The 24,910-nt window shown below is 32.7% G+C and carries 21 protein-coding genes and 6 pseudogenes; 1 reads left to right on the top strand and 26 read right to left on the bottom strand.

Annotation, left to right across the window (positions count from 1 at the left end; translation table 11 throughout):
* From proC to surE, 24 genes and pseudogenes are all read right to left on the bottom strand, one after another.
* Positions 1–795 carry a pyrroline-5-carboxylate reductase gene (proC, locus tag THESIDRAFT1_RS11135; protein WP_006570424.1) on the bottom strand — a complete coding sequence of 265 codons (795 nt, stop codon included), beginning with the start codon at positions 793–795 and terminating at the stop codon, positions 1–3.
* A gap of 70 nt (positions 796–865) precedes the next feature.
* Positions 866–1,126 (bottom strand): RNA chaperone Hfq, encoded by a 261-nt coding sequence (gene hfq / locus THESIDRAFT1_RS11140; protein WP_003869105.1) that lies wholly within the window; start codon positions 1,124–1,126, stop codon positions 866–868.
* Between the two features lie 42 nt (positions 1,127–1,168).
* Positions 1,169–2,116, bottom strand: coding sequence for a tRNA (adenosine(37)-N6)-dimethylallyltransferase MiaA (gene miaA / locus THESIDRAFT1_RS11145; protein ID WP_004396255.1), 948 nt, complete (start codon positions 2,114–2,116; stop codon positions 1,169–1,171).
* Between the two features lie 15 nt (positions 2,117–2,131).
* A pseudogene (mutL, locus tag THESIDRAFT1_RS14800) lies at positions 2,132–3,969 on the bottom strand (DNA mismatch repair endonuclease MutL).
* On the bottom strand, positions 3,966–6,569 hold the full coding sequence (mutS, locus tag THESIDRAFT1_RS11160) for a DNA mismatch repair protein MutS (protein ID WP_006570425.1): 2,604 nt from the start codon (positions 6,567–6,569) through the stop codon (positions 3,966–3,968). Before mutS ends, mutL begins: the two are co-directional and overlap by 4 nt.
* 63 nt (positions 6,570–6,632) lie before the next feature.
* Positions 6,633–8,048, bottom strand: coding sequence for a tRNA (N6-isopentenyl adenosine(37)-C2)-methylthiotransferase MiaB (miaB, locus tag THESIDRAFT1_RS11165; RefSeq protein WP_003869101.1), 1,416 nt, complete (start codon positions 8,046–8,048; stop codon positions 6,633–6,635).
* 17 nt (positions 8,049–8,065) lie between these two features.
* Complete coding sequence (locus THESIDRAFT1_RS11170; protein ID WP_004396269.1) at positions 8,066–8,845, bottom strand: CheR family methyltransferase; 780 nt, start codon at positions 8,843–8,845, stop codon at positions 8,066–8,068.
* Between the two features lie 81 nt (positions 8,846–8,926).
* Positions 8,927–9,301, bottom strand: coding sequence for an adenosylmethionine decarboxylase (gene speD / locus THESIDRAFT1_RS11175; RefSeq protein ID WP_003866794.1), 375 nt, complete (start codon positions 9,299–9,301; stop codon positions 8,927–8,929).
* Positions 9,302–9,397: 96 nt separating this feature from the next.
* A pseudogene (locus THESIDRAFT1_RS11180) lies at positions 9,398–10,499 on the bottom strand (30S ribosomal protein S1).
* Positions 10,486–11,351 (bottom strand): annotated as a pseudogene (locus THESIDRAFT1_RS11185) (4-hydroxy-3-methylbut-2-enyl diphosphate reductase). The pseudogenes THESIDRAFT1_RS11180 and THESIDRAFT1_RS11185 overlap by 14 nt, the downstream one beginning before the upstream one ends.
* A 10-nt stretch (positions 11,352–11,361) precedes the next feature.
* Positions 11,362–11,940, bottom strand: a complete 579-nt coding sequence (locus THESIDRAFT1_RS11190) for a lysophospholipid acyltransferase family protein (RefSeq protein ID WP_003870672.1) — start codon at positions 11,938–11,940, stop codon at positions 11,362–11,364.
* A 2-nt stretch (positions 11,941–11,942) separates the two neighbouring features.
* Positions 11,943–12,606 (bottom strand): annotated as a pseudogene (gene cmk, locus THESIDRAFT1_RS11195) ((d)CMP kinase).
* A 10-nt stretch (positions 12,607–12,616) separates the two neighbouring features.
* Positions 12,617–13,003, bottom strand: coding sequence for a chorismate mutase (aroH, locus tag THESIDRAFT1_RS11200; RefSeq protein WP_006570428.1), 387 nt, complete (start codon positions 13,001–13,003; stop codon positions 12,617–12,619).
* A 30-nt stretch (positions 13,004–13,033) separates the two neighbouring features.
* Positions 13,034–13,495, bottom strand: coding sequence for a hypothetical protein (locus THESIDRAFT1_RS11205; RefSeq protein ID WP_003870670.1), 462 nt, complete (start codon positions 13,493–13,495; stop codon positions 13,034–13,036).
* A gap of 70 nt (positions 13,496–13,565) precedes the next feature.
* Positions 13,566–14,786, bottom strand: coding sequence for a BaiN/RdsA family NAD(P)/FAD-dependent oxidoreductase (locus THESIDRAFT1_RS11210; RefSeq protein WP_006570429.1), 1,221 nt, complete (start codon positions 14,784–14,786; stop codon positions 13,566–13,568).
* Positions 14,783–15,412 carry a histidine phosphatase family protein gene (locus THESIDRAFT1_RS11215; RefSeq protein ID WP_006570430.1) on the bottom strand — a complete coding sequence of 210 codons (630 nt, stop codon included), beginning with the start codon at positions 15,410–15,412 and terminating at the stop codon, positions 14,783–14,785. The genes THESIDRAFT1_RS11210 and THESIDRAFT1_RS11215 overlap by 4 nt, the downstream gene beginning before the upstream one ends.
* Before the next feature lie 18 nt (positions 15,413–15,430).
* Complete coding sequence (locus THESIDRAFT1_RS11220) at positions 15,431–16,138, bottom strand: hypothetical protein (protein WP_003870663.1); 708 nt, start codon at positions 16,136–16,138, stop codon at positions 15,431–15,433.
* Between the two features lie 70 nt (positions 16,139–16,208).
* Entirely contained in the window at positions 16,209–17,459 is a 1,251-nt protein-coding gene (locus THESIDRAFT1_RS11225; RefSeq protein WP_003870662.1) for a Glu/Leu/Phe/Val family dehydrogenase, read from the bottom strand.
* Between the two features lie 98 nt (positions 17,460–17,557).
* Positions 17,558–18,421: a MurR/RpiR family transcriptional regulator gene (locus tag THESIDRAFT1_RS11230; protein WP_003870661.1), complete on the bottom strand. Its 864-nt coding sequence runs from the start codon at positions 18,419–18,421 to the stop codon at positions 17,558–17,560.
* Positions 18,400–18,963: a 2-oxoacid:acceptor oxidoreductase family protein gene (locus tag THESIDRAFT1_RS11235; protein ID WP_006570431.1), complete on the bottom strand. Its 564-nt coding sequence runs from the start codon at positions 18,961–18,963 to the stop codon at positions 18,400–18,402. The genes THESIDRAFT1_RS11230 and THESIDRAFT1_RS11235 overlap by 22 nt, the downstream gene beginning before the upstream one ends.
* Positions 18,960–19,783 (bottom strand): annotated as a pseudogene (locus THESIDRAFT1_RS11240) (2-oxoacid:ferredoxin oxidoreductase subunit beta). The gene THESIDRAFT1_RS11235 and the pseudogene THESIDRAFT1_RS11240 overlap by 4 nt, the downstream one beginning before the upstream one ends.
* A 1-nt stretch (position 19,784) precedes the next feature.
* Complete coding sequence (locus THESIDRAFT1_RS11245) at positions 19,785–20,912, bottom strand: 2-oxoacid:acceptor oxidoreductase subunit alpha (protein WP_003870658.1); 1,128 nt, start codon at positions 20,910–20,912, stop codon at positions 19,785–19,787.
* A complete protein-coding gene (locus THESIDRAFT1_RS11250) occupies positions 20,909–21,106 on the bottom strand; it encodes an ATP-binding protein (protein ID WP_003870657.1) in 198 nt (65 codons plus the stop codon). The genes THESIDRAFT1_RS11245 and THESIDRAFT1_RS11250 overlap by 4 nt, the downstream gene beginning before the upstream one ends.
* Before the next feature lie 135 nt (positions 21,107–21,241).
* A complete protein-coding gene (gene surE, locus THESIDRAFT1_RS11255; RefSeq protein WP_003870656.1) occupies positions 21,242–22,000 on the bottom strand; it encodes a 5'/3'-nucleotidase SurE in 759 nt (252 codons plus the stop codon).
* Positions 22,001–22,078: 78 nt separating this feature from the next.
* Here surE and THESIDRAFT1_RS11260 point away from each other — a divergent pair.
* A pseudogene (locus THESIDRAFT1_RS11260) lies at positions 22,079–22,718 on the top strand (hypothetical protein).
* Between the two features lie 33 nt (positions 22,719–22,751).
* On the opposite strand, the gene safA reads toward THESIDRAFT1_RS11260, so the two are convergent.
* Together safA and THESIDRAFT1_RS11270 are read right to left on the bottom strand one after the other, a co-directional pair.
* On the bottom strand, positions 22,752–23,351 hold the full coding sequence (gene safA, locus THESIDRAFT1_RS11265; protein ID WP_006570433.1) for a SafA/ExsA family spore coat assembly protein: 600 nt from the start codon (positions 23,349–23,351) through the stop codon (positions 22,752–22,754).
* 111 nt (positions 23,352–23,462) lie between these two features.
* Positions 23,463–24,860, bottom strand: coding sequence for an oxaloacetate decarboxylase subunit alpha (locus THESIDRAFT1_RS11270; protein ID WP_003870653.1), 1,398 nt, complete (start codon positions 24,858–24,860; stop codon positions 23,463–23,465).
* Positions 24,861–24,910 lie beyond the last annotated feature (50 nt).

A 24,910-nucleotide genomic window follows, 5' to 3' on the forward strand; every position in this document is an offset into this window, starting at 1 on the left:
TTACTTCAATCCCTTTGTTTTTTGATATGCTGCAGCCACTGCTTCAATCACTGCACTTCTCATTGCATTTTTTTCCAAAATCCTTATACCTTCAATAGTTGTACCACCTGGAGATGTTACCATGTCTTTTAATTGGCCAGGATGAAAACCTGTTTTTAATACCATGTTACCTGCACCAGCTACAGCCTTTGAAGCTAATTTATACGCAACATCTCTTGGTAATCCCAATAGTACACCACCATCTGCCAATGCTTCAATAAACATGTACACAAATGCTGGACTACAACTAGAGACAGCCATTGCAGCATCAATTAACTTTTCTTCTACTTCTACAATTTCCCCACAGGTTTTAAAAATCTTCTCCACAATCTCTTTATCCTCTCGCTGTATCTCTTGTGAATAACTTATAGCAGTAATACCTTCTCCTATTAAAGCAGGAGTATTAGGTATTGTTCTCACTATCTTTCCCGTTTTTAAAATATCTTTGACATGACTTATAGTTATACCCGGAGCTATAGTAATTATTATTTTTTTATCAGTTACTTTTACTTTTATTTCTTCTAATACAGCATCGTAAATATTAGGTTTTATTGCTAAAATGATAATATCTGACTTTTCAGTTAGGTCAATATTGTCTTTTGCAACAATAACACCAAATTCTTTTTCTAACCCCGCTGTTTTTTCTTTCACCGGATCATAAAGAATTAAATCCTCAGCGTCTATAAAATCCGACTTTAATATGCCCTTTATAAGAGCAAGTCCCATATTGCCGACTCCTATAAAACCAATCTTCATCTTGAAAAACTCCCCTACTTTGTTATTTCAAAAAAACAGTATTAGTTACCCTAATACTGTTTTTTTGTTTTTACTCTTCTTTCTTCTCATCCTTATCAGAAGCAGAGAAGATTACAGGCTTTTGGGGTGTAATTGTCGAAATAGCATGCTTGTAGATAAGAAGTTGCTGTTTGTTCTCTGACTCCAACACCACCGTAAAATTATCAAATCCTTTCACTAAACCCTTTAATTGGAATCCATTGATTAAGTAGACAGTTACTGGTACATGCTCTTTTCTCACTTGATTTAAAAAGATATCCTGTAAATTAATAGCTGCTTTTGAACTTGCCATCTTTATCCCCCTTCTTTAATATGTATCATTAGTTATATTCTATCAAAAATTTAATTTTCCTGCTAAATATTTAATAATATTTTTTTTGAGTTCTTCATAATTTTTATAGTCATCTACAAAAAACCATTTGATAAAGTTATAACCCTTAAACCAGGTGATCTGTCTTTTTGCATACCTCCTTGTCCCTTTTTTAATCTTTTCAACAGCTTCTTCTAAAGAAATCTCTCCTTTTAAATATTCGACAATTTCTTTATATCCTAAAGCCTGCATAGCAGTACTGTCTTTATTATACCCGATTTTTAGCAAGTTTACCACTTCTTCAACCAAATTATTTTTTATCATTTCATCTACTCTTTGATTAATTCTATCGTATAAAATTTGTCTGTCTCTGAAATTAAGCCCTATCATTATAGGCTGATACTCTAGATTTAAACGCATACCACTCATTTTTTGATAGTAAGAAATAGGTTTGCCTGTAAATTCATAAACTTCTAAAGCTCTGATGATTCTTCTAATATCATTTGAATGTATTTTTTTTGCTGCCTCTGGGTCCACACTTTTTAACTTCTCATAAAGATATTGACTGCCATAAGTATTTGCTAATTCTTTCATTTTCTCTCTAAATTCTTTGCTTCCTTCAAAATCAGAAAAGTGCATGATGTAAATTATTGAATTGATATATAAACCAGTTCCCCCTACAATTATAGGAAGTTTCCCTCTTTTGTAAATATCCTTTATAATCTCTTTCGCTCTTTTTTCATATTCTGCTACACTAAACTCTTGATTTGGCTCTACAATATCTATCAAATAATGAGGGATGCCTTGCATTTCTTCCTTTGTAATTTTTGCTGTACCAACATCCATGTACTTATAAACTTGCATAGAATCAGCAGAAATGATTTCTCCATTAAATTCTTTTGCCACGTCTACTGCTAATTTAGACTTGCCAGAGGCTGTGGGCCCAACAATAAGCACAATTTGTATAGCCATCCCATCACCCTTATATTACATAATTCTTTTAAACATCTTTTCTAACTGAGTTTTTGTTATAGCGATTATAACAGGTCTTCCGTGAGGACAGGTGTAAGGATTTTCTGTAATCTTCAAATCCTCAAAGAGTTTATAAATCTCTCTTTCAGATAAATTATCCATAGCTTTTACTGCAGCTTTACAAGCCATCATTATAATATTTTCTTCTTTTAAGGATATTTTATTGATAAGTTCCTTATCTTTAAGTTTTTCCACTATATCTATAAATAACTGCCTTGCTTCTGGCTGTCCTAAAATTACAGGCACCTCTCTTAATATTATAGAATTGTTCCCAAATTCCTCAAATACATAACCTAATTTATTTAAAAGCTCTTTTTCTTGATGAACAAGTTCTAAATCTCCTGGTTGTAATTCTACTACAATAGGAAATGTTACCTGCCTTGTTTGAATTTTTTCATATTGGGAAGTAAATTTTTCATATAAAATCCTTTCGTGGGCAGCATGTTGGTCAATTATATAGAATACATCTTCCCTTTCTACGATTATATAAGTAGAAAATAATGTGCCCACTATTTTTATATCACTTATTTTTTTAGCAAGGTCATTTTTATTTACTTCTTCTTTTTCATACTCCTCATAAACAGCCAAATGGTTATCTAAACTACTATTTTTACTATTTTCTTTTAATACATTATCTTTTAAAAAGACATTCTGACCTTTAAATTCATTGTCAAATTTCTTTTTTCCTTTTCTACTTCTTTATCAGAAGAAGTAAAGTATAATTTCGTCTGCTCAGCTGAAATAGTTGGAGTTTCAATTTTAAAGATATTCTTCTTTTCTTCAATTTTTACTTCTGGTATTAAGTTGTATTTATGAAGGCTATTCTTTATAGTTTTATAAACAGCTTCAAAAATTCTTCTTTCATCTGAAAATTTTATCTCTAATTTTGAAGGATGTATATTCACATCAATTTGCCTTGGGTCTATTTCCATGTACAAAAAAACGGCAGGATATCGATTTACAGGTATATAAGTCTTAAAAGCTTCATCGATAGCGGCTGAGAGGGTTTTATTTTTTACGTATCTTCCATTTACATAGAAAAATTGCATATTCCTATTTGAATAATTTAAAGAATTTTTACCTGCTAAAATCTTTAATTTCAAATCTTCACTTTCAAAAGAAGCTGACATAAGAGAAGAGTAGACTTCATTTCCAAAAAGCCTCAAAATTGCATCTTCTATATTTCCATTGCCTGATGTTATAAACTGCAGTTTCCTGTCTTTTACATATTTAAAAGAAACTTCAGGATGGGAAAGGCACAATTTAGTTACAACATCAGTTATATACATAGTCTCTGTTGAAGGACGTTTCAAAAACTTCCTTCGTGCCGGCGTATTAAAAAACACATCTCTTACTTCAATACTACATCCTTTTGCACAACCGCAATTGGTTTTTTCTACTACCTTCCCACCTTCCACAACAACTTTAGTACCCAATAAAGCTCCTTCTTCTTTAGTCTGTAAAGTTACGTGGGAAACTGCCGCAATACTAGCTAAGGCCTCTCCTCTAAAGCCTAATGTCCCTATATTATAAAGGTCATTGTCAGATTTTATCTTGCTGGTGGCGTGCCTTTCAAAAGCTAAAATAGCGTCTATTTCATTCATTCCACAACCGTCGTCAGATACCTTTATATAAGGAATGCCACCTTCTAAAATTTCCACTGTAATATTTTTGCTTCCAGCGTCAATAGAATTTTCAATTAATTCTTTCACTATAGAGGCAGGTCTTTCAACAACTTCTCCTGCAGAAATTTTATTTATTGTCTTTTCATCTAAAAGATGAATTTTATTCATAATACTCCGCTCCTCAAGGAGATTGCCTTCTCCTTTAATTCATATAAATAATTTAGAGCTTGAATAGGAGTCATGTTGTCCACATCGCAATTGGCTATATCATCAATTAGCGAATCCTTTGCCGTAGAAAAAATATCTATTTGAGTAAAGGCAAGTTGCTGTGATGCATTTTCTAATTCGGACTTTATGACCTTATCACTTTCCAAACTGTTCAATATCTCTTTTGCTCTTTCAACAATGCTATAAGGTAGTCCTGCTAATTTTGAAACTTGTATTCCATAGCTTTTATCAGCGCCACCAGGTACTATTTTTCGTAAAAATATTATGTCATCTTCTCTTTCTTCTACTGAAACATTATAATTCCTGACTCCCCTCATCTTGCCTTCAAGTTTTGTCAATTCATGATAGTGAGTAGCGAACAAAGTTTTAGCCTTTATCTTTTCATGAATATATTCAATAACTGCATGAGCTATACTCATACCATCATAAGTGCTTGTACCTCTTCCTACCTCATCTAGTATTATCAAACTTTTACTAGTGGCAGATTTTAATATATTTGCCACTTCAGACATTTCCACCATAAAGGTACTCTGTCCTGCAAAGATGTCGTCGGATGCTCCTACTCTTGTAAAGATCTTATCTACAATTCCAATTTTAGCGTAAGAAGCAGGGACAAAAGAGCCTATCTGCGCCATCAGTACAATTAAAGCAACCTGTCTCATGTAAGTAGATTTACCAGCCATATTAGGTCCCGTTATTATCATGATAGGATTTTCAGGACCAATATCTATATCATTTGCTACATAAGATTCATCAGAAATAGTCTCTATTACTGGATGTCTCCCTTCCTTGATGACTATTCTGTCACTATAATCTACTATCGGTTTTATATATCTATTTGTTTCCGCAACTTCTGCAAAGGAAATGAGTACATCTATTGTGGCTATATATTTTGCTGTGTTTTGTATTCTTACAATTTGTAGTTCTACTTTTTCTCTTATTTCGTTAAAAAGCTGATATTCAAGCTCAATTAATTTTTCTTCTGCTCCTAATATAGTCTCTTCTATTTCTTTAAGCTCAGGTGTCACATACCTTTCTGCATTTGCCAAAGTTTGTTTTCGTATGTATCTTTCAGGAACCTGTGGTATATTAGATTTTGTAACTTCAATATAATAGCCAAAAACTTTGTTGTAACCTATTCTCAAGTTCTTAATGCCTGTTTTTTCTCTTTCTTCAGCCTCAAGATTTGCGATCCAATTTTTACCTTCTGTTGAAGCCTTTCTTAGCTTATCTACTGTTTCATTATACCCGTCTTTTATGATATTTCCTTCTTTTAATTGAGTAGAAGGGTCATCTTTTATCGACTTATCTATTAATTCGTATATATCTTGTAAAGTATCAAATTTCTCGCATATCTCTTTTAAAAGCCTTGAATTGAACTTTTCTAATATTTCTTTGATGTAAGGCAAATTTTGCAGAGATAGCTTTATAGAAATAAAATCTTTTGGATTAATACTCTGGTAGACAATTTTGCTGGCCAATCTTTCTAAATCGTATATTTTGTTTAAAAATTGTTTTAAATCTTGGCGATTTTTATAATCATTAAAAAGTTCTTCAACTGCCTCCAGTCGAGCATCAATGTGCTCTTTGTTAAGCAAAGGCTCTTCCAGCCATTTTTTTAAAAGCCTTCCTCCCATAGGAGTTACAGTTTTATCTAAAACTCCTAATAAAGAGCCTTTTTTTGACTTGTTTCTATTAGACTCTAATATTTCTAAATTTTTTATTGCATTGCTGTCTAATCCCATATAGGAGTTATCTTCATATATAAGCAATTTGTTTATATGCTTTAAAGCAGTTTTTTGTAATTCTTGTAAATAGCTAAAAAGAGTCGCTAACGAATTAGCCATATAAAGCTTATCTTTTATACCTAATTCTTCGGATTTTTTATTAAATTGAGTTTCTATTAATTTAATTTTTTCTTCATAGTCAAGCTGCTTTTCATAGATATTTACAGCACAGTTATTATTCTTGAAAATTTTTATGTATTTATTATTTTTTAAAAAATCTTCATTAGCGATTATTTCTGAAGGAGCATACTTTGTTATTTCATCATAAACTCTTTTAATGTCTTTACAATTTTTAAGTTCTGTAGCGTATAAATCTCCCGTTGTTACATCAACAGCACAAATTCCATAATTGTCCCTTCCTTTAAAAACAGACACAAGGTAGTTATTTGTTTTTTCATCCATTGATTCAGGATTTATTATTGTCCCCGGAGTATATATTCTTACTACATCTCTTTTTACCAATCCTTTTGCTTTTGCAGGGTCTTCTAATTGTTCACAAATAGCAACTTTATATCCTTTCTTTATCAACTTGTCTATATAAAAGTCTGCTGCATGGTAAGGAACACCAGCCATTGGGGCTCTTTCTTCCGTTCCTGCGTCTCTCCCTGTCAAAGCTATTTCAAGCTCTTTAGCAGCAATTTCCGCATCTTCGTAAAACATCTCATAAAAATCTCCTAGGCGGAAAAAGAGTATTGCATCTTTATATTTTTCTTTTATTTTAAGGTATTGTTCCATCATTGGAGTGACGGCCATTTTTTTGCACCTCCGACTCCTCTTTATTATATCATAAAAATTAGCGCCCATATAGGCGCAGTTTTATCTTATAACTTCTACTAATTCTCCCTGCATTGTCCAAGCCTTTGTTTCAGTTATTTTAACATTAGCAAGTTTGCCGATAAGGCTTTCATCTCCCACAAAGTGGACTACTTTATTGGTTCGAGTTCGAGAGGTCAATTTATTACTGTCTCTTTTACTAATTCCTTCTATCAATACTTCCACAATTTTTCCTCTCAATTCTGCACTTTTTTCTAAGCTGATTTTGTTTTGCAACTCTATAAGTCTTTCTAAACGCTCATGTTTTACAGCATCATCTACTTGGTCTGGCATATTTGCCGCAACAGTGCCTGCTCTTTTAGAGTAAATAAAAGTATAAGCGGCATCAAATCGCACTCTTTCTACTAAATCCAACGTCTCCAAAAAATCTTCTTCTGTTTCACCTGGAAAACCTACGATTATATCTGTTGTTATCGCAATATCTGGAATGTTACTTCTTACTTTGTCAATAATTTCTAAATAGTGTTCTTTGGTGTATTTTCTATTCATCTTTTTTAAAATCTTGTTGCTACCAGCTTGTACAGGTAAATGCAAATGTTCACAAACTTTATCTAAATCCCTAATGGCATATATTAATTCATCGGAAATATCTTTAGGATGAGAGGTCATAAACCTTATTCTCTCAATTCCTTCAATATCATTTAGCTTGTAAAGTAGTTTTGCAAAAGTTATATCTTCATCAAGGTCTTTTCCGTAAGAATTTACATTTTGCCCTAATAAAGTGATTTCCTTATACCCTTTTTGGGCTAATTCTTTTACTTCTGCTATTATATCTTCTGGCTTTCTGCTCTTTTCTCTGCCTCTTGTATAGGGTACTATGCAATAGGTGCAAAAATTATTGCAACCATAAATAATATTAACCCATGCCTTTAAATTGCTGTCCCTTTTGACAGGTAACTCTTCAATTACATTTTTTGTATCTTCTATAATATCTATAACTATATCTTGAGAGTTCAAAGCCTCCCATAAAAGCTGTGGAAATTTATATATATTATGAGTGCCAAAAACAATATCTATATAGGAATATTTTTCTTTAATAGCTTCTACTACATTTTTTTCTTGCATCATACAGCCAGATACACCAATAATTAAATTAGGATTTCTAGCCTTCAATTCTTTCATTTGTGATACTCTTCCCAATACTCTTATTTCAGCATGTTCTCTTACAGCACAAGTGTTAAAAAGTAAAACATCAGCTTGTTCCAGATTTTCAGTATATTTATATCCCATCTTTTCTAGCATACCTGCCAATTTCTCCGAATCATGGACATTCATTTGGCAGCCGTAAGTTTCAATGTGATAATAAAGGTTTTTACCCTTATTTTCTTCTGCAATTTCTTTCATTATTTTTTCTTGTTTTTTTAATTCTTCTTCAGTCACATAAATATTGGTAGGCATTATTATTAACACCTCTTTTATCCCTGTGGAATAATTTTTTTGTAGAAAAAAGTTTTAATTGGTTCAAAATTGTATCTATATGGCAATATTATCTGCTCTGTGCTACCCACAAAAAATATACCGTTATCATTTAAAGACTCATAAAATTTTTTATATATTTTATCTTTAGCTGTATCATTAAAATATATTAACACATTTCTACAAATTAATAAATCTATATTTTTAGGATATTCATCATTTAACAAGTCATGCTTTTCAAATTGTACGCTTTTTCTAATATCTTCACTTATCTGATAACTTTTGTCATCAATTTTTCTAAAGAATTTTTTTAAATATTCTTGAGGTACTTTTTTTACACTCTCAGCCGAATATATACCTTTTTTAGCTTTTTCCAATACTCTTCCATCTATGTCTGTAGCAATAATTGTCACATCTTTTAAATCTATAAACTTTGTTAAAAGCATGGCTACAGAATAAGGTTCTTCTCCAGTAGAACAAGCTGCACTCCAGACTCTAAAACTTTTTTTTATAATGTCAGGTAAAAGGTCTTTCTCTAAGATTTCCCACTGTGAAGGGTTCCTAAAAAATTCTGTCACATTAATAGTAATATAATTTAGAAACTCTTCATATAATGTCTTATTAACAGAGAGTTCATTAAAATATTCCTCATAAGAGCTAAATTTGTGACTAGTGATTAAAGATTCTAATCTTCTTTTCATCTGCTTTTCTTTGTATAAAGATAAATCTATTCCAGTCAATTTATGTATTTTTTTAACAAAGTCCTCATAACCTACCATAAATATGTTCACCCCTAATTATAGAAAAAAGTGGCTTTAAAAGCCACAAACAAACCAGATCCTTCATATTTTGAAGTTTAATCAGTAATTAACCACCTTCACTGGTTTTTCAAAGACTCCACGTTTGACCTCTGTTGCAGTCATGTTTTGTGCTCTTAACATTTTCGCTATATAGTTACAGGCATCCCACGGATTGACATCATCACCACAAGTAAATACGTCAACCGCGGCATAACCCAGTTCTGGCCAAGTATGGATAGTTATATGAGATTCTGATATGACCACTACTCCGCTTACGCCCTGGGGATTAAATTTATGGAAAGCAACTTCCCGTATCTCTGCGCCTGTCACTATTGCAGACTGAACCATTATGTCTTCGATTAATTCCAAGTTGTCTAAAATATTGCTATCGCACCCATAAATTTCTGCCAAAATGTGGCGACCCAAAGCATTCATTTTGTATCGTGCCTCCTTTACTAAAATAATGTATACATTCAATGATTTTAATTTTAGCAGATTTTTTTCTTTTGTCAAGGTTTTTTACATGACAGTTTAAAAATTTTTATTAAATATTTCTCCCAAGGTGATTCTAAGCTCTTGATGCTCTATTTCTGGAATATCTTCTTCTTCAAGAGGCACTTCTTTAAGATTTATTTTTTTATCTTGTTGGTTTATATTCAATATTTCTACTTTTATAGTATCATTTATTTTGTATGTTTTGATACTATTTTCTAAATCATTTTTATGAATCAATCCTTCTATCCCTGGTTCTAGCTGTACAAATACCCCAAAAGGCGTAATATTAGTAACAGTTCCCTTTAGCACGTCTCCTTCGTGATATTTTGTTTCTGCATTCTCCCACGGATCTGGCAATACTTTTCTCAGGCTCAAAGTAATTTTTCTTTTTTTCATCCACATTTAATATATAAACCGAGACTTTATCTCCAATTCCCAATACTTCTCGCGGATTTTTAATTCTTTCCCAGCTAATTTCACTTAGAGGAATAAAACCATCAAAACCTCCTATGTCTACAAAAGCTCCCTTATCTATTATGTTTTTTACTTTTCCTTCTACTATGTCTCCTTCTTTCAAATTAGATAAAAGCGCTTTTTTAACTTTTTCTCTTTCTAGTTTCAGTACTTCTTTTTGAGATCCAACAATCTTCTTGCCGGGAATATACTCAATTATTCGAAGCCGCAAAGTTTTACCTAAATATTCATTTAATTTATCGACATAATGTAATTCCAGTTGAGAAGCAGGAATAAAAACCTTAGCTCCTAATGAGTAGGCAATCACTCCGCCTTTTACAACCTCAATAATTTCTCCTTCAATTATCTCTTTATTTTTATAGGCTTTTTCAATTTTTTCTCTGCTCAGCTTATCATCAGCCATAACTTTAGAGGCTAATACATTTCCTTCATCATTTTCCACACTTATTATATATAAATCTAACTCATCCTCAACATTGAAGGTCTTTTTTACATCAAAATTAGGATTTAAAGAAAGTTCATTTTTAGGCACAAAAGCATCTGATTTATAGCCAATATTTGCAATAATCCCCTCATCAGAAACTTTTATCACTTCTCCCTTGACAATGTCTCCAGGTCGCAACGTCTTAAAAGTATAACCTTCTAAAAAATCACTCATCCCCATCTTCCCCTTTTAAAAATCTAATTTTCTCTATCACGTCTTCTATCACATAATCGGGGGTTGAAGCTCCTGCTGTTACTCCTATAATCTCATGGTCTTTTACCATCTCAAGAGTCAATTCCTCTGCATCTTCTATATGAAAAGTGTTTTTACAATTTTTTTCACATATCTTTTTTAGTTTTTGAGTATTAGAACTATGTTTCCCCCCAATTACAAACATTACATCTACCTTTTTTGAAAGCTCATCAGCAGCATCTTGTCTTTTTTGTGTAGCATCGCATATAGTATTAAAAAAATAAGGTCTTTAACTTTTAGCTTTATTACTTCTAAAATATCTTTCCAATGCTTTTCAATGAGAGTAGTTTGAGCAACTGCACATGCCTTTTCTAATTGAGGTAATTCATAAGCTTCTTCAATTGAATTTACCACATAAGCGGTGTCATCACACCATCCGTTTACTCCTATTACTTCTGGATGATTTCTATCTCCTACAATGATAATAGAGTAGCCCTTGTGGTAGTACTCATAAACTATATTTTGGACCTTTTTTACAAATGGGCAGGTAACATCTATGACTTCAACTCCTTTTTTAGCGAGAAAGTCGTATAATTTTTTAGACACCCCATGACTTCGGATAATTAATTTATCGCCCTCAGTCAATTTATCCAGCTCTTCTTCTTCAATAACATTAACCCCTTTTTTCGATAAGTCCGATATAACTTGTGGATTATGAATAATTTCACCTAAAGTATATATTTTCTTTCCATCACCTTTTTCAATTTCCTGATATGCAGTTTCAATAGCTCTTTTTACTCCAAAGCAAAAACCTGCATACTCAGCAATCAATATTTTCATTCTTTACCTCCTACAGCAATTTTGCAATTTCTTGCATTATTTCCTCTCCAATAGCAGAAAGTCTCTCAGAGGAAAGTTTAGAATTAGCATATTTTTCAAAAGTTATTGGTTTACCGATATTTATAATAATCTTAGAAAAAAGGCGATATTTCCCTTTAATTCCTATAGGTACTACAGGAGCATTCCCTTTAATTGCTAATAAGGCAACCCCTGGTTCAGCCTTTTGAAGTTTTCCGGTTTTACTTCTTGTACCTTCAGGGAAAATTCCAATTGCTCTTCCTTTTTTTAAGTAAGTTAAAGCAGTTTTAATAGCTGATAAATCAGCAGTACCTCTTTTAACGGGAAAAGCTCCTAAGCCTGTCCCTAAAAGAAGCTTTAAAAAAGGATTTTTAAAAAGCTCTTCTTTTGCCATAAAGTATATTCGCCTGTTTAAAAGTGCTCCTATGACAGGAGGATCTAGAAGACTTATATGGTTAGGGCATATGATTACTGGGCCTTTTTTAGGAATATTTTCAAGTCCTCTTACTTCTATTCTAAACATCATTTTTATAATTGCTAATACTATAACTTTGGCAATATAATAAAACATACTTAAATTTCCCCTTTTAATCCTTCCTTTATAATATTGTACAGTTTTTCTAAAACTTCCTCTTCTGAAAGATATGTAGTATCAATGACAATAGAATCTTCAGCAATTTTTAGAGGAGATGTATCTCTCTGTGAATCTATGGTGTCACGATTTTCTATTTCTTTTAACACCTCGTAATAACTTACATTTACATTTTTAGTTTTAAGTTCTCTATAACGCCGTTTTGCCCTTTCTTCTAAAGAAGCAGTTAAAAAAATTTAAACTGTGCATCAGGCAGCACAACTGTTCCTATGTCTCTTCCATCCATTACTACATTTTTGCCTTCAGCAATTTTCCTTTGTTTTTGCACTAAAATTTCTCTCACTTTAGGTATTTTAGATACCAAAGATACTTTTTCAGAAACCTCCGGTTTTCTTATTTCTTCAGAAATGTCTTTTCCATCTAAAAAAATTTTTCTTCTTCTAAGATGATATCAGCACTTTGCACAATATCAGCTATTTTGTTTTCTTCAATAAGATTTACCCCCTGTTGGATGGCCTTATATGTAATGGCTCTATACATAGCACCTGTATCGATATAGGTATAATTTAAAAGTTTAGCTAATTTTTTTGCAACAGTGCTCTTGCCAGCTCCAGCCGGCCCATCTATTGCTATTTTTACAGTCAATACTATCACCTCAAACTAAGTCTGGACGCAGTTTTTTTGCTTCTTTCAAATAAACGTGTTTAACCTCTTTATCTTCACTTAAATTTGTAAAAATCGCAACTCTTATGCAATGGCTGAGACTGCCTTTTACCTCCATTTCTTGTAGGCACATCATAGGTATTGAGGTCATACCCATATTCCTAACTGCTTCGGCAGGGTAAACCGCATCTAAATCTTTAGTAGCACTAAAAAAAATAGAAATTATGTTTTTCTCTTCTAATTCATTTGCTTTAATAATTTCTTCAATGAGAATAGTAGTATCCTTTAAAATATCTTCTTTTGTATTTTTGGAAGTTATAGCACCTCTTATGACTTTTATAGGGCATTCTCCTCTCCTATCATCTTTTGTCTTTTTTATATTATAGCATAATTACCCTTTACAAATAAATCATTTCAGCCTAATCATACATATTTTTTGTATATTCTTATCTACTTTAACTACAGTGGTATTTTGCGGCTCAATTACATTTTCACTAATTGCTACTACTTTAAAATGAAGAGGTTCCTTTTCTCTGGTGCCATCTATTTCCAAAATTTGATTGGGCCTTACTGTAATAGTAATAGACTTGGTAGAAAAATTTGCAACTGGCTCTCCGTCTAGCAATACAAAGGAATTTAATGCTTTATCCTTTTCTACAACCTCAATTGTCACTTTACCTTCTTGCGAAAGATTAGAATTTAAATTAATCCCCTCTAATCTTTGTGTAGAACTTAAAAAAACTTTTATATCGTCATTTGTCATCAAAAGTTGAGTTATAGCTATACTTAAAAGCCCTAACATTATCAATACTACAAGAATACTTTCACTGTCAATATATCTGTATTTTTTCCTTTTGACTCTTTTTCCCATATTTATCCTCCTTTTCTTATTATATCTTATGCAAAATAAATAAAAAAATGCGGTTTCCCGCATTTCGCATTCACGCATTGATTCCTGCCACATATCCCGTAGAAAAGGCGATTTGCAAGTTGAATCCACCGGTAAATCCATCCACATCTATAATTTCACCTGCAAAAAATAAGCCTTTTATTATTTTAGACTCCATTGTAGAGGGATTTATTTCTTTTATACTTACTCCACCACCTGTAACAATAGCTTCTCTTATAGGCCTTAGGCCTTTTACCTTAAAAGTAAGATTTTTTAAGCTATTGACCAATTTTTTTCTTTCATTTTTGGTTATTTCCCTAACTTTTTTATCAGGGTCTATATTCGCCCTTTTTATAACATATAGGATTAATGAATGAGGCAATAAATCTTCCAAGGCATTTTTCAGATTTTTATTTTGGTACTTATTAAAATCTCTTAATACTCTTTCCTCCAGCTTTTCAACATTAAGTCCCGGCTTTAAGTCAATTTTTATTACCACTTCTCCCTTACCTAAGTAGTCATGTAAAAACCTGCTTAAGGTGAGTATTGCAGGGCCTGACAACCCAAAATGGGTAAAAAGCATTTCTCCAAACTCTTCTCTTATTAATTTCTCTCCAAAAAAAGCAGAAACTTTGACATTTTTAAGAGTGAGTCCCATCAATTCTCTTACATTTTCATATGTAACAATCGGCACTAAGGAAGGAAATGGCTCTATAATTGTGTGCCCCAATTTCTTAGCAATTTCATACCCATCACCAGTAGAGCCAGTCGTAGGATATGACACTCCTCCTGTTGCTAATATTACACTATCGCAGTTTAAAACACTCTCATCAACACTTATGCCCTTTACGTGTTTATTTTCCACTATCACATCACTTACTCTGCAGTTATAATTTATCTTTACTCCATATTTTTTAAGGATATTCACAAAAAAATCTCTCACTTCTATTGATTTATCTGAAACCGGAAAAACCCTTAAGCCTCTTTCTACTTTAGTTTTAAGCCCATTTTTATTTAAAAACTCTATTAAATCCTTATTAGAAAACTTGCTAAAAGCGCTATATAAAAATTTACTATTGCCTGGAATATTCTCGAAAAATTCTTCTTTGTCAGCAAAATTCGTAATATTACACCTTCCATTACCTGTAACTAATAATTTTTTACCTAAAATGTTATTCCTCTCAAATATACTTACTTCTTTTCCCATCATAGCTGCTGATAAAGCTGCCATCATTCCTGCTGGACCGCCGCCTACTACAAATATTTTTTTCATATTATTTTTTCATCTCTCCTCAAATGACAAGTATCGTTAAATAGCACTAAAACAGTTTTTCCATCTTCTTTAACATCTATTATATTAAGAGAAGTATTATCAAGTCTAAATCTAGGATAAAAACTTAAGTCAATTCCTAAAAGCCCTAAAATCAGTGCTTTTATAGAAGTCCCATGAGAAACAATCAATATATTTTTTCCTTTATTCTCTTCAACTATCTTCAAAGTATTTTTTACCATTCTCTTTTGAACTTCTTCTAAAGTTTCTCCTTTTTCTATATTAGCTTTAACAGGATTTGTTTTCCATAATGTATATATTTCTTTATACAATTCATTAATTTCTTCCGATGTAAGCCCTTCCCATATACCAAAGGACATTTCTCTAAACTCAGGAATTTTCTGAACTTCTAATCCCAACTCTTTTGCAATTATTTGTGCAGTTACATAAGCTCTTTTTAAATCACTTGAATATATACAATCTATTTTCTCATTTTTTAATCGACTCGCCAGTAGTTCAGCCTGTTTTAAACCTGTAGGTGTCAAATCAATATCCTGCACACCTTGCATTTTATTGTGTAAATTCCACTCTGATTGCCCGTGACGTGCTATATATAGTCGTGTAGTCATACAATTCCTCCTTAAGTTTTATGCGAAATTAAGGTAAAAGATTTGATCTGCGTAAGAAAGCTTTGACACCTCCCATTTTCTCTCTTTTAATGGAATTTTCTTAAAAGGCAAGCCTAACTCATTTATAAATTTTTCAAATCGCTCATCCAGCCAAGGAGGTGTCCAAATACCCGACCTACAAATGTGTATAACCCCTATCAAATTCTCTTTTGGTAATTCTTCTACAGATTTATAATACTGTATATTGTAAAGATTGTTAAAGTCCTCAAAATCTGAAGGCTTTTCAAAGGTGTAAGGGCTATATACAATGTTGGCTCTTTTTACTATACCTTCTTTTAAAAGTTTACCTAGCCAATTAGCACAATTTAATTCAAAATCCAGTGAAGGTAGTCCACCATATCCTAAATCAGAATGGGCATCAAAAGAAATTACTTCAGAACACTCAAAATTTTTTGCCAAATAATAGGCAACTTTATGGGATTCAGAGACAAAAATTTTAATATTTTTATCAAACTCAAACTGTGTCTTTATTTTATCCCAAAAGCCTTTTATGACTTTACCTACTTTTATAGTCTTTTCCAAATCTTCTCCCTCTAATTTCCCTTTTATATATCTCTTATACCACAGTTGAGTCAAATTTTTATCATTTTCTATATAAGAGAAAAACCACTCTTTTTTAGAAGGTATAAAATAATCCCAATCTACAGTTAGAAGACTCCTTACCATAAAGAAGCCTCCTCTGATAAGCTTTTTATAATATTTTACCATATAAAAAAAGACCTTCAATTGAAGGCCTTTATAACCAACCTCTAATTTTCATAGCTTCATAGACTCGTTTAATCGATATCATGTAAGCTGCTGTCCTCATATCAACTTTGTACTGTTGTGCTAATTCATATATAGCGTTAAAAGCATTTACCATCATAATTTCCTGTCTTTCTTCTACTTCTTTTTCTGTCCAATAATAATTCATGAGATTTTGTACCCATTCAAAATATGAGACTATTACTCCTCCTGAATTAGCTAAAATATCTGGAACTACAAACACGCCTTTTTCTGCTAAAATTTTATCTGCTTCAGGGGTGGTAGGACCATTTGCTCCCTCGCAAATTATTTTCGCCTTTACATCTGGCGCATTTGCAGAAGTTATCTGGTTTTCTAAAGCTGCTAAAGCTAAAATATCTACATCCATTGTTAAAAGCTCTTCATTTGTTATACTGGTTGTTCCCTCAAAATTGCAAACTGTTCCTGTCTTATTTACATGCTCTACTAATTTTTCGACATCAATTCCATCTTTATTGTATATACCTCCATACACATCACTTACTGCCACAATTTTAGCTCCTAATCTATGAAGATTTAAAGCTGTGTAACTTCCAACATTTCCAAAGCCCTGTACAGCTGATGTACAATTTTTGGAATCCATCTGTAAACGTTTTACAGCCTCCCGTGCCATCAATGCAACTCCATATCCAGTTGCAGCAGTTCTTCCCTTAGAACCACCATATATCAAAGGTTTTCCTGTAATGACCGCAGGGCTATTGTAGCCTACAATTTTGTTATACTCATCTACCATCCAAGCCATAATTTGCATGTTAGTATTTACATCTGGAGCTGGTATATCTTTATTAGGACCAATTATACTGACTATTGCTCTTATATAGCCCCTGCTTAACCTCTGCAACTCATCGTTAGATAATTCTTTTGGATTTACCACTACTCCGCCTTTTGCTCCCCCGTATGGCAGCCCAACTACCCCACATTTAAATGTCATCCACATGGATAAGGCTTTTACTTCATCTAATGTAACATCAGGATGAAATCTTATTCCACCTTTTGTGGGCCCTAATGCGTCATTGTGTTGGGACCTATAACCTTTAAAGACTTTTACTGTACCATCATCCATCTGCACAGGAATGGAAACTTCTAATACTCGCATAGGTTCCTTTAAAAGTTCGTAAACAGATTCTTCTAACCCCAGCAAATCACAAGCATTTTTAATCTGTTTTTGCGCAATAATCAAAGGATTTAATGACTCTTTTGACATTTTATTATCCTCCTAATTTTAAAATTTTGAAGCAAATAAATCGATTTCTAAATTATATATTCTACAAATTTTTTAATAATCCTTCAAAAATTTTATTATTAATTTGGCTTTGAGAAATATACTCCATATTCATCCCAAATACTTTCCAATTTTTCAAAAGTATCCGTTATTTTCTCTTTTTCTTTGAGACCCACAGCTACAACAAGAGCATTGACAAGACTTAGCGGTGCCACTAATGAATCCACAAAAGAAGCCATGTTGCTTTTCGCAATTAATATCTCATCAGCAACAGAGGTAAGAGGAGAAATTAAACTGTCTGTTATTGTAACGATTTTTGCATTCTGAGATTTTGCATATTTCAGCACATCTAATGTTCTTTTTGAGTATCTCGGAAAACCAATTCCTATCACTAAATCATTTTCACTAACTCTGAGAATTTGCTCGAAAACATCTGATACGCCGGCTTTAACGACTGACACATTTTCCCGTATTAAATTTAAATAAAATCCCAAATATTCTGCAATGACAATAGAACTTCTGGAACCTATTATATAAATTTTTGTAGCATTGATGATATCTGAAACGACTCTTCTAAAGTCATCCTTATTTATTTCATTTATGGTCTCTTTTATGTTTTCTATGTCGGCTTTTAGTACATTATTCAATATAGCAATTTCGTCTGTCTCTTCTGTCATTTCTAACCTTTGCACTGTTGTAAGTTTATTTTTTATAAGCTCTTGCAGTGCATTTTGAAGTTCTGGATATCCATTATAGCCTAAAGTATTAGCAAATCTTACAACAGTTGATTCACTTACATTTATGCTGGCTCCCAATTTTGCAGCTGTCATAAAAGCTGCCTTATCATAATGATTTATAATATACTCTGCTATTATCTTTTGGCTTTTGCTTAATTTTGTATAATTATCTTGTATCCTTTTTATCAAATCATCTGTTTTTGCCATATTTCACTACCCCTCATTTTTACAAGATTATAGCCCTCTGTCAATGCTCTTTTGTTAATCTCTTCTGTGCCTGGAGGTACTCTATTTAAAACAGCTCTTTCCAAAGATTCTTTTGTTACTACATTAGTTAACTCTGCTATTACACCTAAAGATATTATATTCGCCACAAAAGCTCTTCCAATAACCTCTTGTGCAGTTTTTATTATGGGAAGTCGGATAACTTTTTGGGCATCTTCATCATTAGGAATTATTGATTCATCTATTATAATTATTCCATTTTCTTTCATGTCATTTTTATACCATAAATAGGCAGAAGGCGCAAGAGTAAGTAGTATGTCTGGCTTTAATACCTTAGGATACGTTATATATTCATCACTTATTATTATTTCTGCTTTGCTGGACCCCCCTCTTGCCTCAGGACCATAGGACTGACTTTGAACACTATTTTTACCATCCAATATTGCAGCTTCCGCCAAAATTATTCCTGCAAGGATTAAACCTTGCCCTCCTGAACCACTTAATCTTATTTCTATTGAACTCATTTGTAATTCACCTTCAAATTATTTAACATTTTTTGATATTCTTCTACAAATTCAGGCTCATCAATATTTAAAAGCTCTCCAATAATAAATTTGTCATGAAACTCTTCAGGGTCCATTTTACTACCTTGTTTTATGTCTACTGCATGGTCTTTTAACCACTTTAGCATATCTGCAGGTGTTCCTTTTTTATTTTTCTTCCATAGTAAGTAGGACATATACTTAAAGCTTCAATGAAGGAAAAACCTTTATGAGAAATTCCTCTTTCAATTAGTTTTGTCAATTGATGAACATGGTAAGCAGTACCCCTAGCTACATAAGTAGCACCTGCTCCAATGGCCAATTTGCAAATATCAAAATACCTATCAATATTTCCGTAAGGTGCAGTAGTAGCTCTGTCAAATCGTGGAGTCGTTGGAGAATACTGTCCTCCTGTCATTCCATAAATATGGTTGTTGTACATTACTACAGTTAAGTCTATATTTCTTCTGCAAGCATGAATAAAGTGATTACCTCCAATAGCCGCATTATCTCCATCTCCAGTAATAACTATTACTGTAAGCTCAGGATTAGCAAATTTAATACCTGTTGCAAAAGCAATAGCTCTTCCATGGGTAGTATGCAAAGTATTAAAATCCAAGTATCCTGATGCCCTTGCAGAACAACCAATTCCAGATACAATACATACCTTGTTTTGATCAAGTCCTAAGTTGTCAATTGCTCTTACAATAGCTGCCGTTACTATTCCATTGCTGCAACCTGGACACCAAATATTTGGTAACGTTTCTTTTCTAAAATACCTTTCTACTAACTCAGAAGCCATTTTAAAAACTCTCCTTTATCTTCTCTACAATATCAAAAGGAGTAAGAAACTCTCCATTAAATTTGTTAATTTTTCCTACATAGGTATTCCCTTTGATAATTCTATCTACTTCATAGTAAAGTTGCCCTGTATTCATTTCAACTACAAACACTTTCTTAAATCTAGGATATATTTCCCTCAATTTTTCATCAGGGAAAGGCCATATGGTTATAGGTTTAAAAAGTCCAACTTTTATTCCTTCTTTTTTAAGTTCTTGCATCGCCGCTTCACAAGCTCTGGCAGAAGAACCAAAGGAGATAAGAAGTATATCTCCACCTTCAGTATCTTTTTCTTCAAACATTATTATGTCTTTTTTATTGTTTTCAATTTTTCCTATCAATCTTTTTATCAATTTTTCTGTTACTTTAGGGTCATTTGTAGGCAATCCTTTTTCATTGTGGGCAAGTCCTGTTACGTGAAATCTAAAACCTTTACCAAAGGGTGCTAAAGGTGCAACTCCATTTTCTATATACTGGTAAGGTAAGTAGTTCTCTTTGTCTTGTGGCATGGGTCGTTCAAAAATTTCTACATCTTTATATTCATCCAAATTAACTGCTTCTCGTAGATGACCTATAACTTCATCCATAAGTAAAATTACAGGTGTCCTGTATTTTTCAGAAAGATTAAAAGCTTGAATAGTAATATAGTAAGCTTCCTTTACAGAAGATGGTGATAAAACGATTATAGGATGGTCTCCATGAGTTCCCCATCTGGATTGCATTACATCTCCTTGTGCAGGGGAAGTAGGCATTCCTGTGCTCGGACCCATTCGTTGAACATCTACTATAACGCATGGAATTTCTGCCATAGCGGCGAAGCCTATGTTTTCTTGTTTTAAAGAAAACCCAGGACCCGATGTAGCAGTCATTGCTTTTAATCCAGTAAGGGAGGCTCCTATAACTGCTGCCATGCTGGCGATTTCATCTTCCATTTGAATAAATTTCCCACCTACAAAAGGAAGTTTTTCGGCACAAAGTTCAGCAATCTCAGTAGAGGGAGTTATTGGATATCCTGCATAAAATTTTAGTCCAGCATCTATAGCTCCTTCCACTACCGCTTCATTTCCTTGCATCAATACCGTAGGCATCATTCTTTCACCTCTAAATATATGGCAAAATCAGGACACCGGAGCTCGCAAAGGCCGCATTTAGTGCATTTATCCGCATCTATTAGTCTAACTTTACCATTTTTTAGTTCCAATACTTTAACAGGACAAAATTCTACACAAATGCCGCAGCCTTTGCACCATTCTTCTATTATTACGAGCTCTTTATTTTTTACCAATTTATCACCCTCATTAAATTTTGTTTGCAATATATAATATTCTATACAAAAATAAAAAATCCTCCATAAAATGAATAATAAATTTCATGAATATTTTTGATACAATTCTTGCATCATATAGAATATTAGAAATATTTATTCTATTTTTATATCCCAGGAGTTTAAAATATTTATCATGTTGTACTCTGTTAAATCAAAATGAATTGGAGTAATAGAAATATAACCTTCTTTCACAGAAACAATGTCTGTCCTTTCATCCTTTTCTATTTCCGAAATTTTCCCTGCCATCCAATAGTACTCTTTCCCTCTTGGGTCATAATTTTTTTGAAAAGTCTCAATATAGATTCTCTTGCCGAGTATTGTAGCTTTTACGCCCTTTATTCCCTTCTTAAAATCGGGTATATTTACATTCAATAATGTGTTTTTAGGTAATCCTTTTTCTAAAACTTTTTCTATTAAATTCTCCAAAAATTTATATATACGCCTATCTTCAATATCAGCGGTTTCTGCAAGGGAAACTGCAATAGCAGGAATGCCGTAAATTGCAGCTTCTATAGCCGCAGAAACAGTACCAGAATAAAGTATATCTGTCCCTAAATTTAGACCTTCATTAATGCCAGAAATTATAATATCAGGTTTTTCTTCCAGCACCACTTCAATTCCTAATTTGACACAATCGGAGGGCGTACCATTTACCGCATATATTTTCAAACCATCCTCTTCCTTCACTTTTTTAAGCCTTAAAGGTTTATGTAAAGTTATAGCATGGCTTATAGCACTTCTTTCTTTTTCAGGAGCTACTACCGTTACCTTATACTTATCTTTAAGATATTCTGCTAATTTTAACATCCCTAATCCTTGTACTCCATCGTCATTAGTAAGAAGTATTTTCATTTTCTACCTCCTCTAATTAATAACGTATAATTACTTTGATTTTATTACAAAATTTATATATAGGCAAGGAGTGATACAGTGATACAAATAGACGACGCGGGAAGTGGAAGTTTAGTAGGTGGAACGTGTATTGGGGCTATGAGAGTAGAAACCGGAGAATTTTTCTGTGATATAATTCCCATAGAATATTATAACGAAGAAAACTTTAAAAATAAATTGTATTTAAAAAAAGCCTGTGAAATCGGGAAAAAACTTTTAGAAAAGCTTAAAGTAAGCAAAACTGAAAAAATACAAGTTTGTAGAGGTTACATGTTTGATACTTTTAGAAAATGGTTAGAACAAGAAGAGTATAATTGGGAAAGTACCCAAATATTAAATCCTCTTCAGGATATAATAGAAAATTCTTTTGAAAATTACGCTTTATCTTTAGGATTGCCAGAAAAGTTTTTAAGATACACAAAATATCCTTTTCATTTTCATCGATTGCTGAGATGGGTATATGCCGATTATGAAAACAGAGCCAAATTGTGCAAAAACTGGGTGGAATAGCTGGAAAAAATATGGAAAATTAGAGGTAGAAATAAGCTACACTTATTTGCAAGAAAACAAAAATTACCTATGCTTAAAATGTGGAAAAAATATTCAACCAGGGACTGTAAAAGTTATAAAATATACAAGCAATTATCCTAATACTATATATCTTCACATTAATTGTTAAGGCACCTTAAAAGGTGCCTTAACAATTAAATATTTAGGCAGAAGGTATACATATTTGTTGTCCTGGGTATATCAAATTGGGATCTGGTATTTGTGGATTTGCTCTTATCAATGCATCAAGACTTACGCCAAACATATTAGCTATTGACCACATACTGTCTCCCGGTTTTACTGTGTATATTGTCTTGCAGGTCTCTGGAGACACTGGTGGACAGTAGAAAGGTATGCAAATTTGTTGCCCTGGATATATCAAATTAGGATCCGATATCTGAGGATTAGCTCTTATTAAGCAGTCAAGACTTATTCCAAACATATTCGCTATAGACCACATACTGTCTCCCGGTTTTACTGTGTATATTGTTTTGCAGGTTTCTGGAGATACTGGTGGACAATAGAAAGGTATGCAAATTTGTTGCCCTGGATATATCAAATTAGGATCCGATATCTGAGGATTAGCTCTTATTAAGCAGTCAAGACTTATTCCAAACATATTCGCTATAGACCACATAGTATCTCCTGGCTGCACTGTATAAAAAGTCTTACAATGTCCCGGATGAGGATGATGTGGATAATAGGGATGATGGTAAGGATACTTAGGATAGTTGGGATTGTAATAAGATCCATCTATTGTCATCTTATTTCCCTCCTTTTAAACTTAAACTTTCTACTACATGTTATGAAGGATAAAAATATATGTTACAGGAGGGATTTTTAAATATAAAAAACAGGGAAGATTATTTCCCTGTCAGACTGGATATGTCATATATTCCATATTAAGAAGAGTTGCATCTATTTGATATTTTTTTGCTCTTCTGTATTCAAAAAATTTCTTTGCTACTTGTGGGAAAAGAGCATAAGATAAAACATCTTCTTCTTGTTCATAATACTCTTTAATCTCTTCTTTAATCGCTTCAAATTGCGGTTTTAAAAGATCTGCTGGTCTAACATCTATTACCTCTTCATCTCCTATTATTTTCTTCTTTATTTCTTCTGAAATTGGCGCTGGTGGTCTACCATACAGTCCTTTCACATAATCTTTTACTTCTTTTGGTACCATTTTATACCTTTCTCCAGTTATTACATTCAAGACGGCTTGAGTCCCTACCATCTGACTCATAGGAGTAACAAGAGGTGGGTATCCTAATTCTTCTCTAACTTTAGGAATTTCTTTTAAAACCTCCGGGTACTTATCTAAAGCATTTTGTTGTTTCAATTGGGAAATCAAATTTGATAGCATTCCTCCTGGAACTTGATAAATTAATACATCTGTATCTACACCCATAACCATAGATAAATCTATTTCTTTATTGTGATTTTGTTTTACTTCTTTAAAGTATGAAGCAATCTCTGATAATAACTCCATATCCAAACCAGTGTCATATTGAGTGCCTTTTAAAGCTGCCACCATTGTTTCTGTAGCAGGTTGAGAAGTTCCTAATGCCAAAGGTGAAATAGCAGTGTCTATTATATCTACTCCAGCCTCTATTGCTTTAAGATAAGTCATTGCCGCCATTCCACTCGTATAATGGCTGTGCAACTGTATAGGAACATTTACTGTATCTTTAAGGCTTTTTACTAACTCATAAGCAACATAAGGAGTTAATATTCCTGACATATCCTTTATGCATATGGAATCTACTCCTAATTCTGTCAGCTCTTTTGCTACTTTAATATAATGGTCAATGTTGTGAACAGGACTTATAGTATAAACAAGGGTACCTTGAGCGTGAGCTCCCGCCTTTTTAGTAGCTTTTATAGCAACTTCAAGATTTCGTACATCATTTAAAGCATCAAAAATTCTTATTATATCTATTCCATTGTAAACAGCCTTCTCAATAAATCTTTCTACTATATCATCAGGATAATGCCTATATCCTAATAGATTTTGTCCTCTCAAAAGCATTTGAAGAGGCGTATTTTTTATCCTTTTCTTTAATCTTCTTAATCTTTCCCAAGGGTCTTCGTCAAGAAATCTCATACAAGCATCAAAGGTAGCTCCTCCCCACGCTTCAATAGAATAATATCCTACTGCATCCAATTTTTCTGCAATTGGGAGCATTTCTTCCGTCGACATTCGAGTAGCCAAGAGTGACTGATGGGCATCTCTTAATACAGTTTCTGTAATTTTAATTTTATTGCTCATATTAATACCTCCTCATAATATATTATACTATTTTTTCAAAAGAAACAAAA

The organism is Thermoanaerobacter siderophilus SR4 (assembly GCF_000262445.1).
Classification (GTDB): Bacteria; Bacillota; Thermoanaerobacteria; order Thermoanaerobacterales; family Thermoanaerobacteraceae; genus Thermoanaerobacter; species Thermoanaerobacter ethanolicus.

Excerpts from the sequence above, each read along its gene's own strand:
- THESIDRAFT1_RS11235 (WP_006570431.1), bottom strand. The coding sequence starts at position 18,963 with ATGAGTTCAATAGAAATAAGATTAAGTGGTTCAGGAGGGCAAGGTTTA.
- hfq (WP_003869105.1), bottom strand. The coding sequence starts at position 1,126 with ATGGCAAGTTCAAAAGCAGCTATTAATTTACAGGATATCTTTTTAAAT.
- THESIDRAFT1_RS11170 (WP_004396269.1), bottom strand. The coding sequence starts at position 8,845 with ATGGTAGGTTATGAGGACTTTGTTAAAAAAATACATAAATTGACTGGA.
- speD (WP_003866794.1), bottom strand. The coding sequence starts at position 9,301 with ATGAATGCTTTGGGTCGCCACATTTTGGCAGAAATTTATGGGTGCGAT.
- THESIDRAFT1_RS11210 (WP_006570429.1), bottom strand. The coding sequence starts at position 14,786 with ATGAAAAAAATATTTGTAGTAGGCGGCGGTCCAGCAGGAATGATGGCA.
- THESIDRAFT1_RS11220 (WP_003870663.1), bottom strand. The coding sequence starts at position 16,138 with ATGGTAAGGAGTCTTCTAACTGTAGATTGGGATTATTTTATACCTTCT.
- proC (WP_006570424.1), bottom strand. The coding sequence starts at position 795 with ATGAAGATTGGTTTTATAGGAGTCGGCAATATGGGACTTGCTCTTATA.
- THESIDRAFT1_RS11245 (WP_003870658.1), bottom strand. The coding sequence starts at position 20,912 with ATGATGCCTACGGTATTGATGCAAGGAAATGAAGCGGTAGTGGAAGGA.
- THESIDRAFT1_RS11205 (WP_003870670.1), bottom strand. The coding sequence starts at position 13,495 with ATGGGAAAAAGAGTCAAAAGGAAAAAATACAGATATATTGACAGTGAA.
- THESIDRAFT1_RS11215 (WP_006570430.1), bottom strand. The coding sequence starts at position 15,412 with ATGACTACACGACTATATATAGCACGTCACGGGCAATCAGAGTGGAAT.
- THESIDRAFT1_RS11270 (WP_003870653.1), bottom strand. The coding sequence starts at position 24,860 with ATGAGCAATAAAATTAAAATTACAGAAACTGTATTAAGAGATGCCCAT.
- THESIDRAFT1_RS11230 (WP_003870661.1), bottom strand. The coding sequence starts at position 18,421 with ATGGCAAAAACAGATGATTTGATAAAAAGGATACAAGATAATTATACA.
- THESIDRAFT1_RS11190 (WP_003870672.1), bottom strand. The coding sequence starts at position 11,940 with ATGTTTTATTATATTGCCAAAGTTATAGTATTAGCAATTATAAAAATG.
- safA (WP_006570433.1), bottom strand. The coding sequence starts at position 23,351 with ATGACAATAGATGGATCTTATTACAATCCCAACTATCCTAAGTATCCT.
- surE (WP_003870656.1), bottom strand. The coding sequence starts at position 22,000 with ATGAAAATACTTCTTACTAATGACGATGGAGTACAAGGATTAGGGATG.
- THESIDRAFT1_RS11225 (WP_003870662.1), bottom strand. The coding sequence starts at position 17,459 with ATGTCAAAAGAGTCATTAAATCCTTTGATTATTGCGCAAAAACAGATT.
- mutS (WP_006570425.1), bottom strand. The coding sequence starts at position 6,569 with ATGGCCGTCACTCCAATGATGGAACAATACCTTAAAATAAAAGAAAAA.
- miaA (WP_004396255.1), bottom strand. The coding sequence starts at position 2,116 with ATGGCTATACAAATTGTGCTTATTGTTGGGCCCACAGCCTCTGGCAAG.
- miaB (WP_003869101.1), bottom strand. The coding sequence starts at position 8,048 with ATGCCTACCAATATTTATGTGACTGAAGAAGAATTAAAAAAACAAGAA.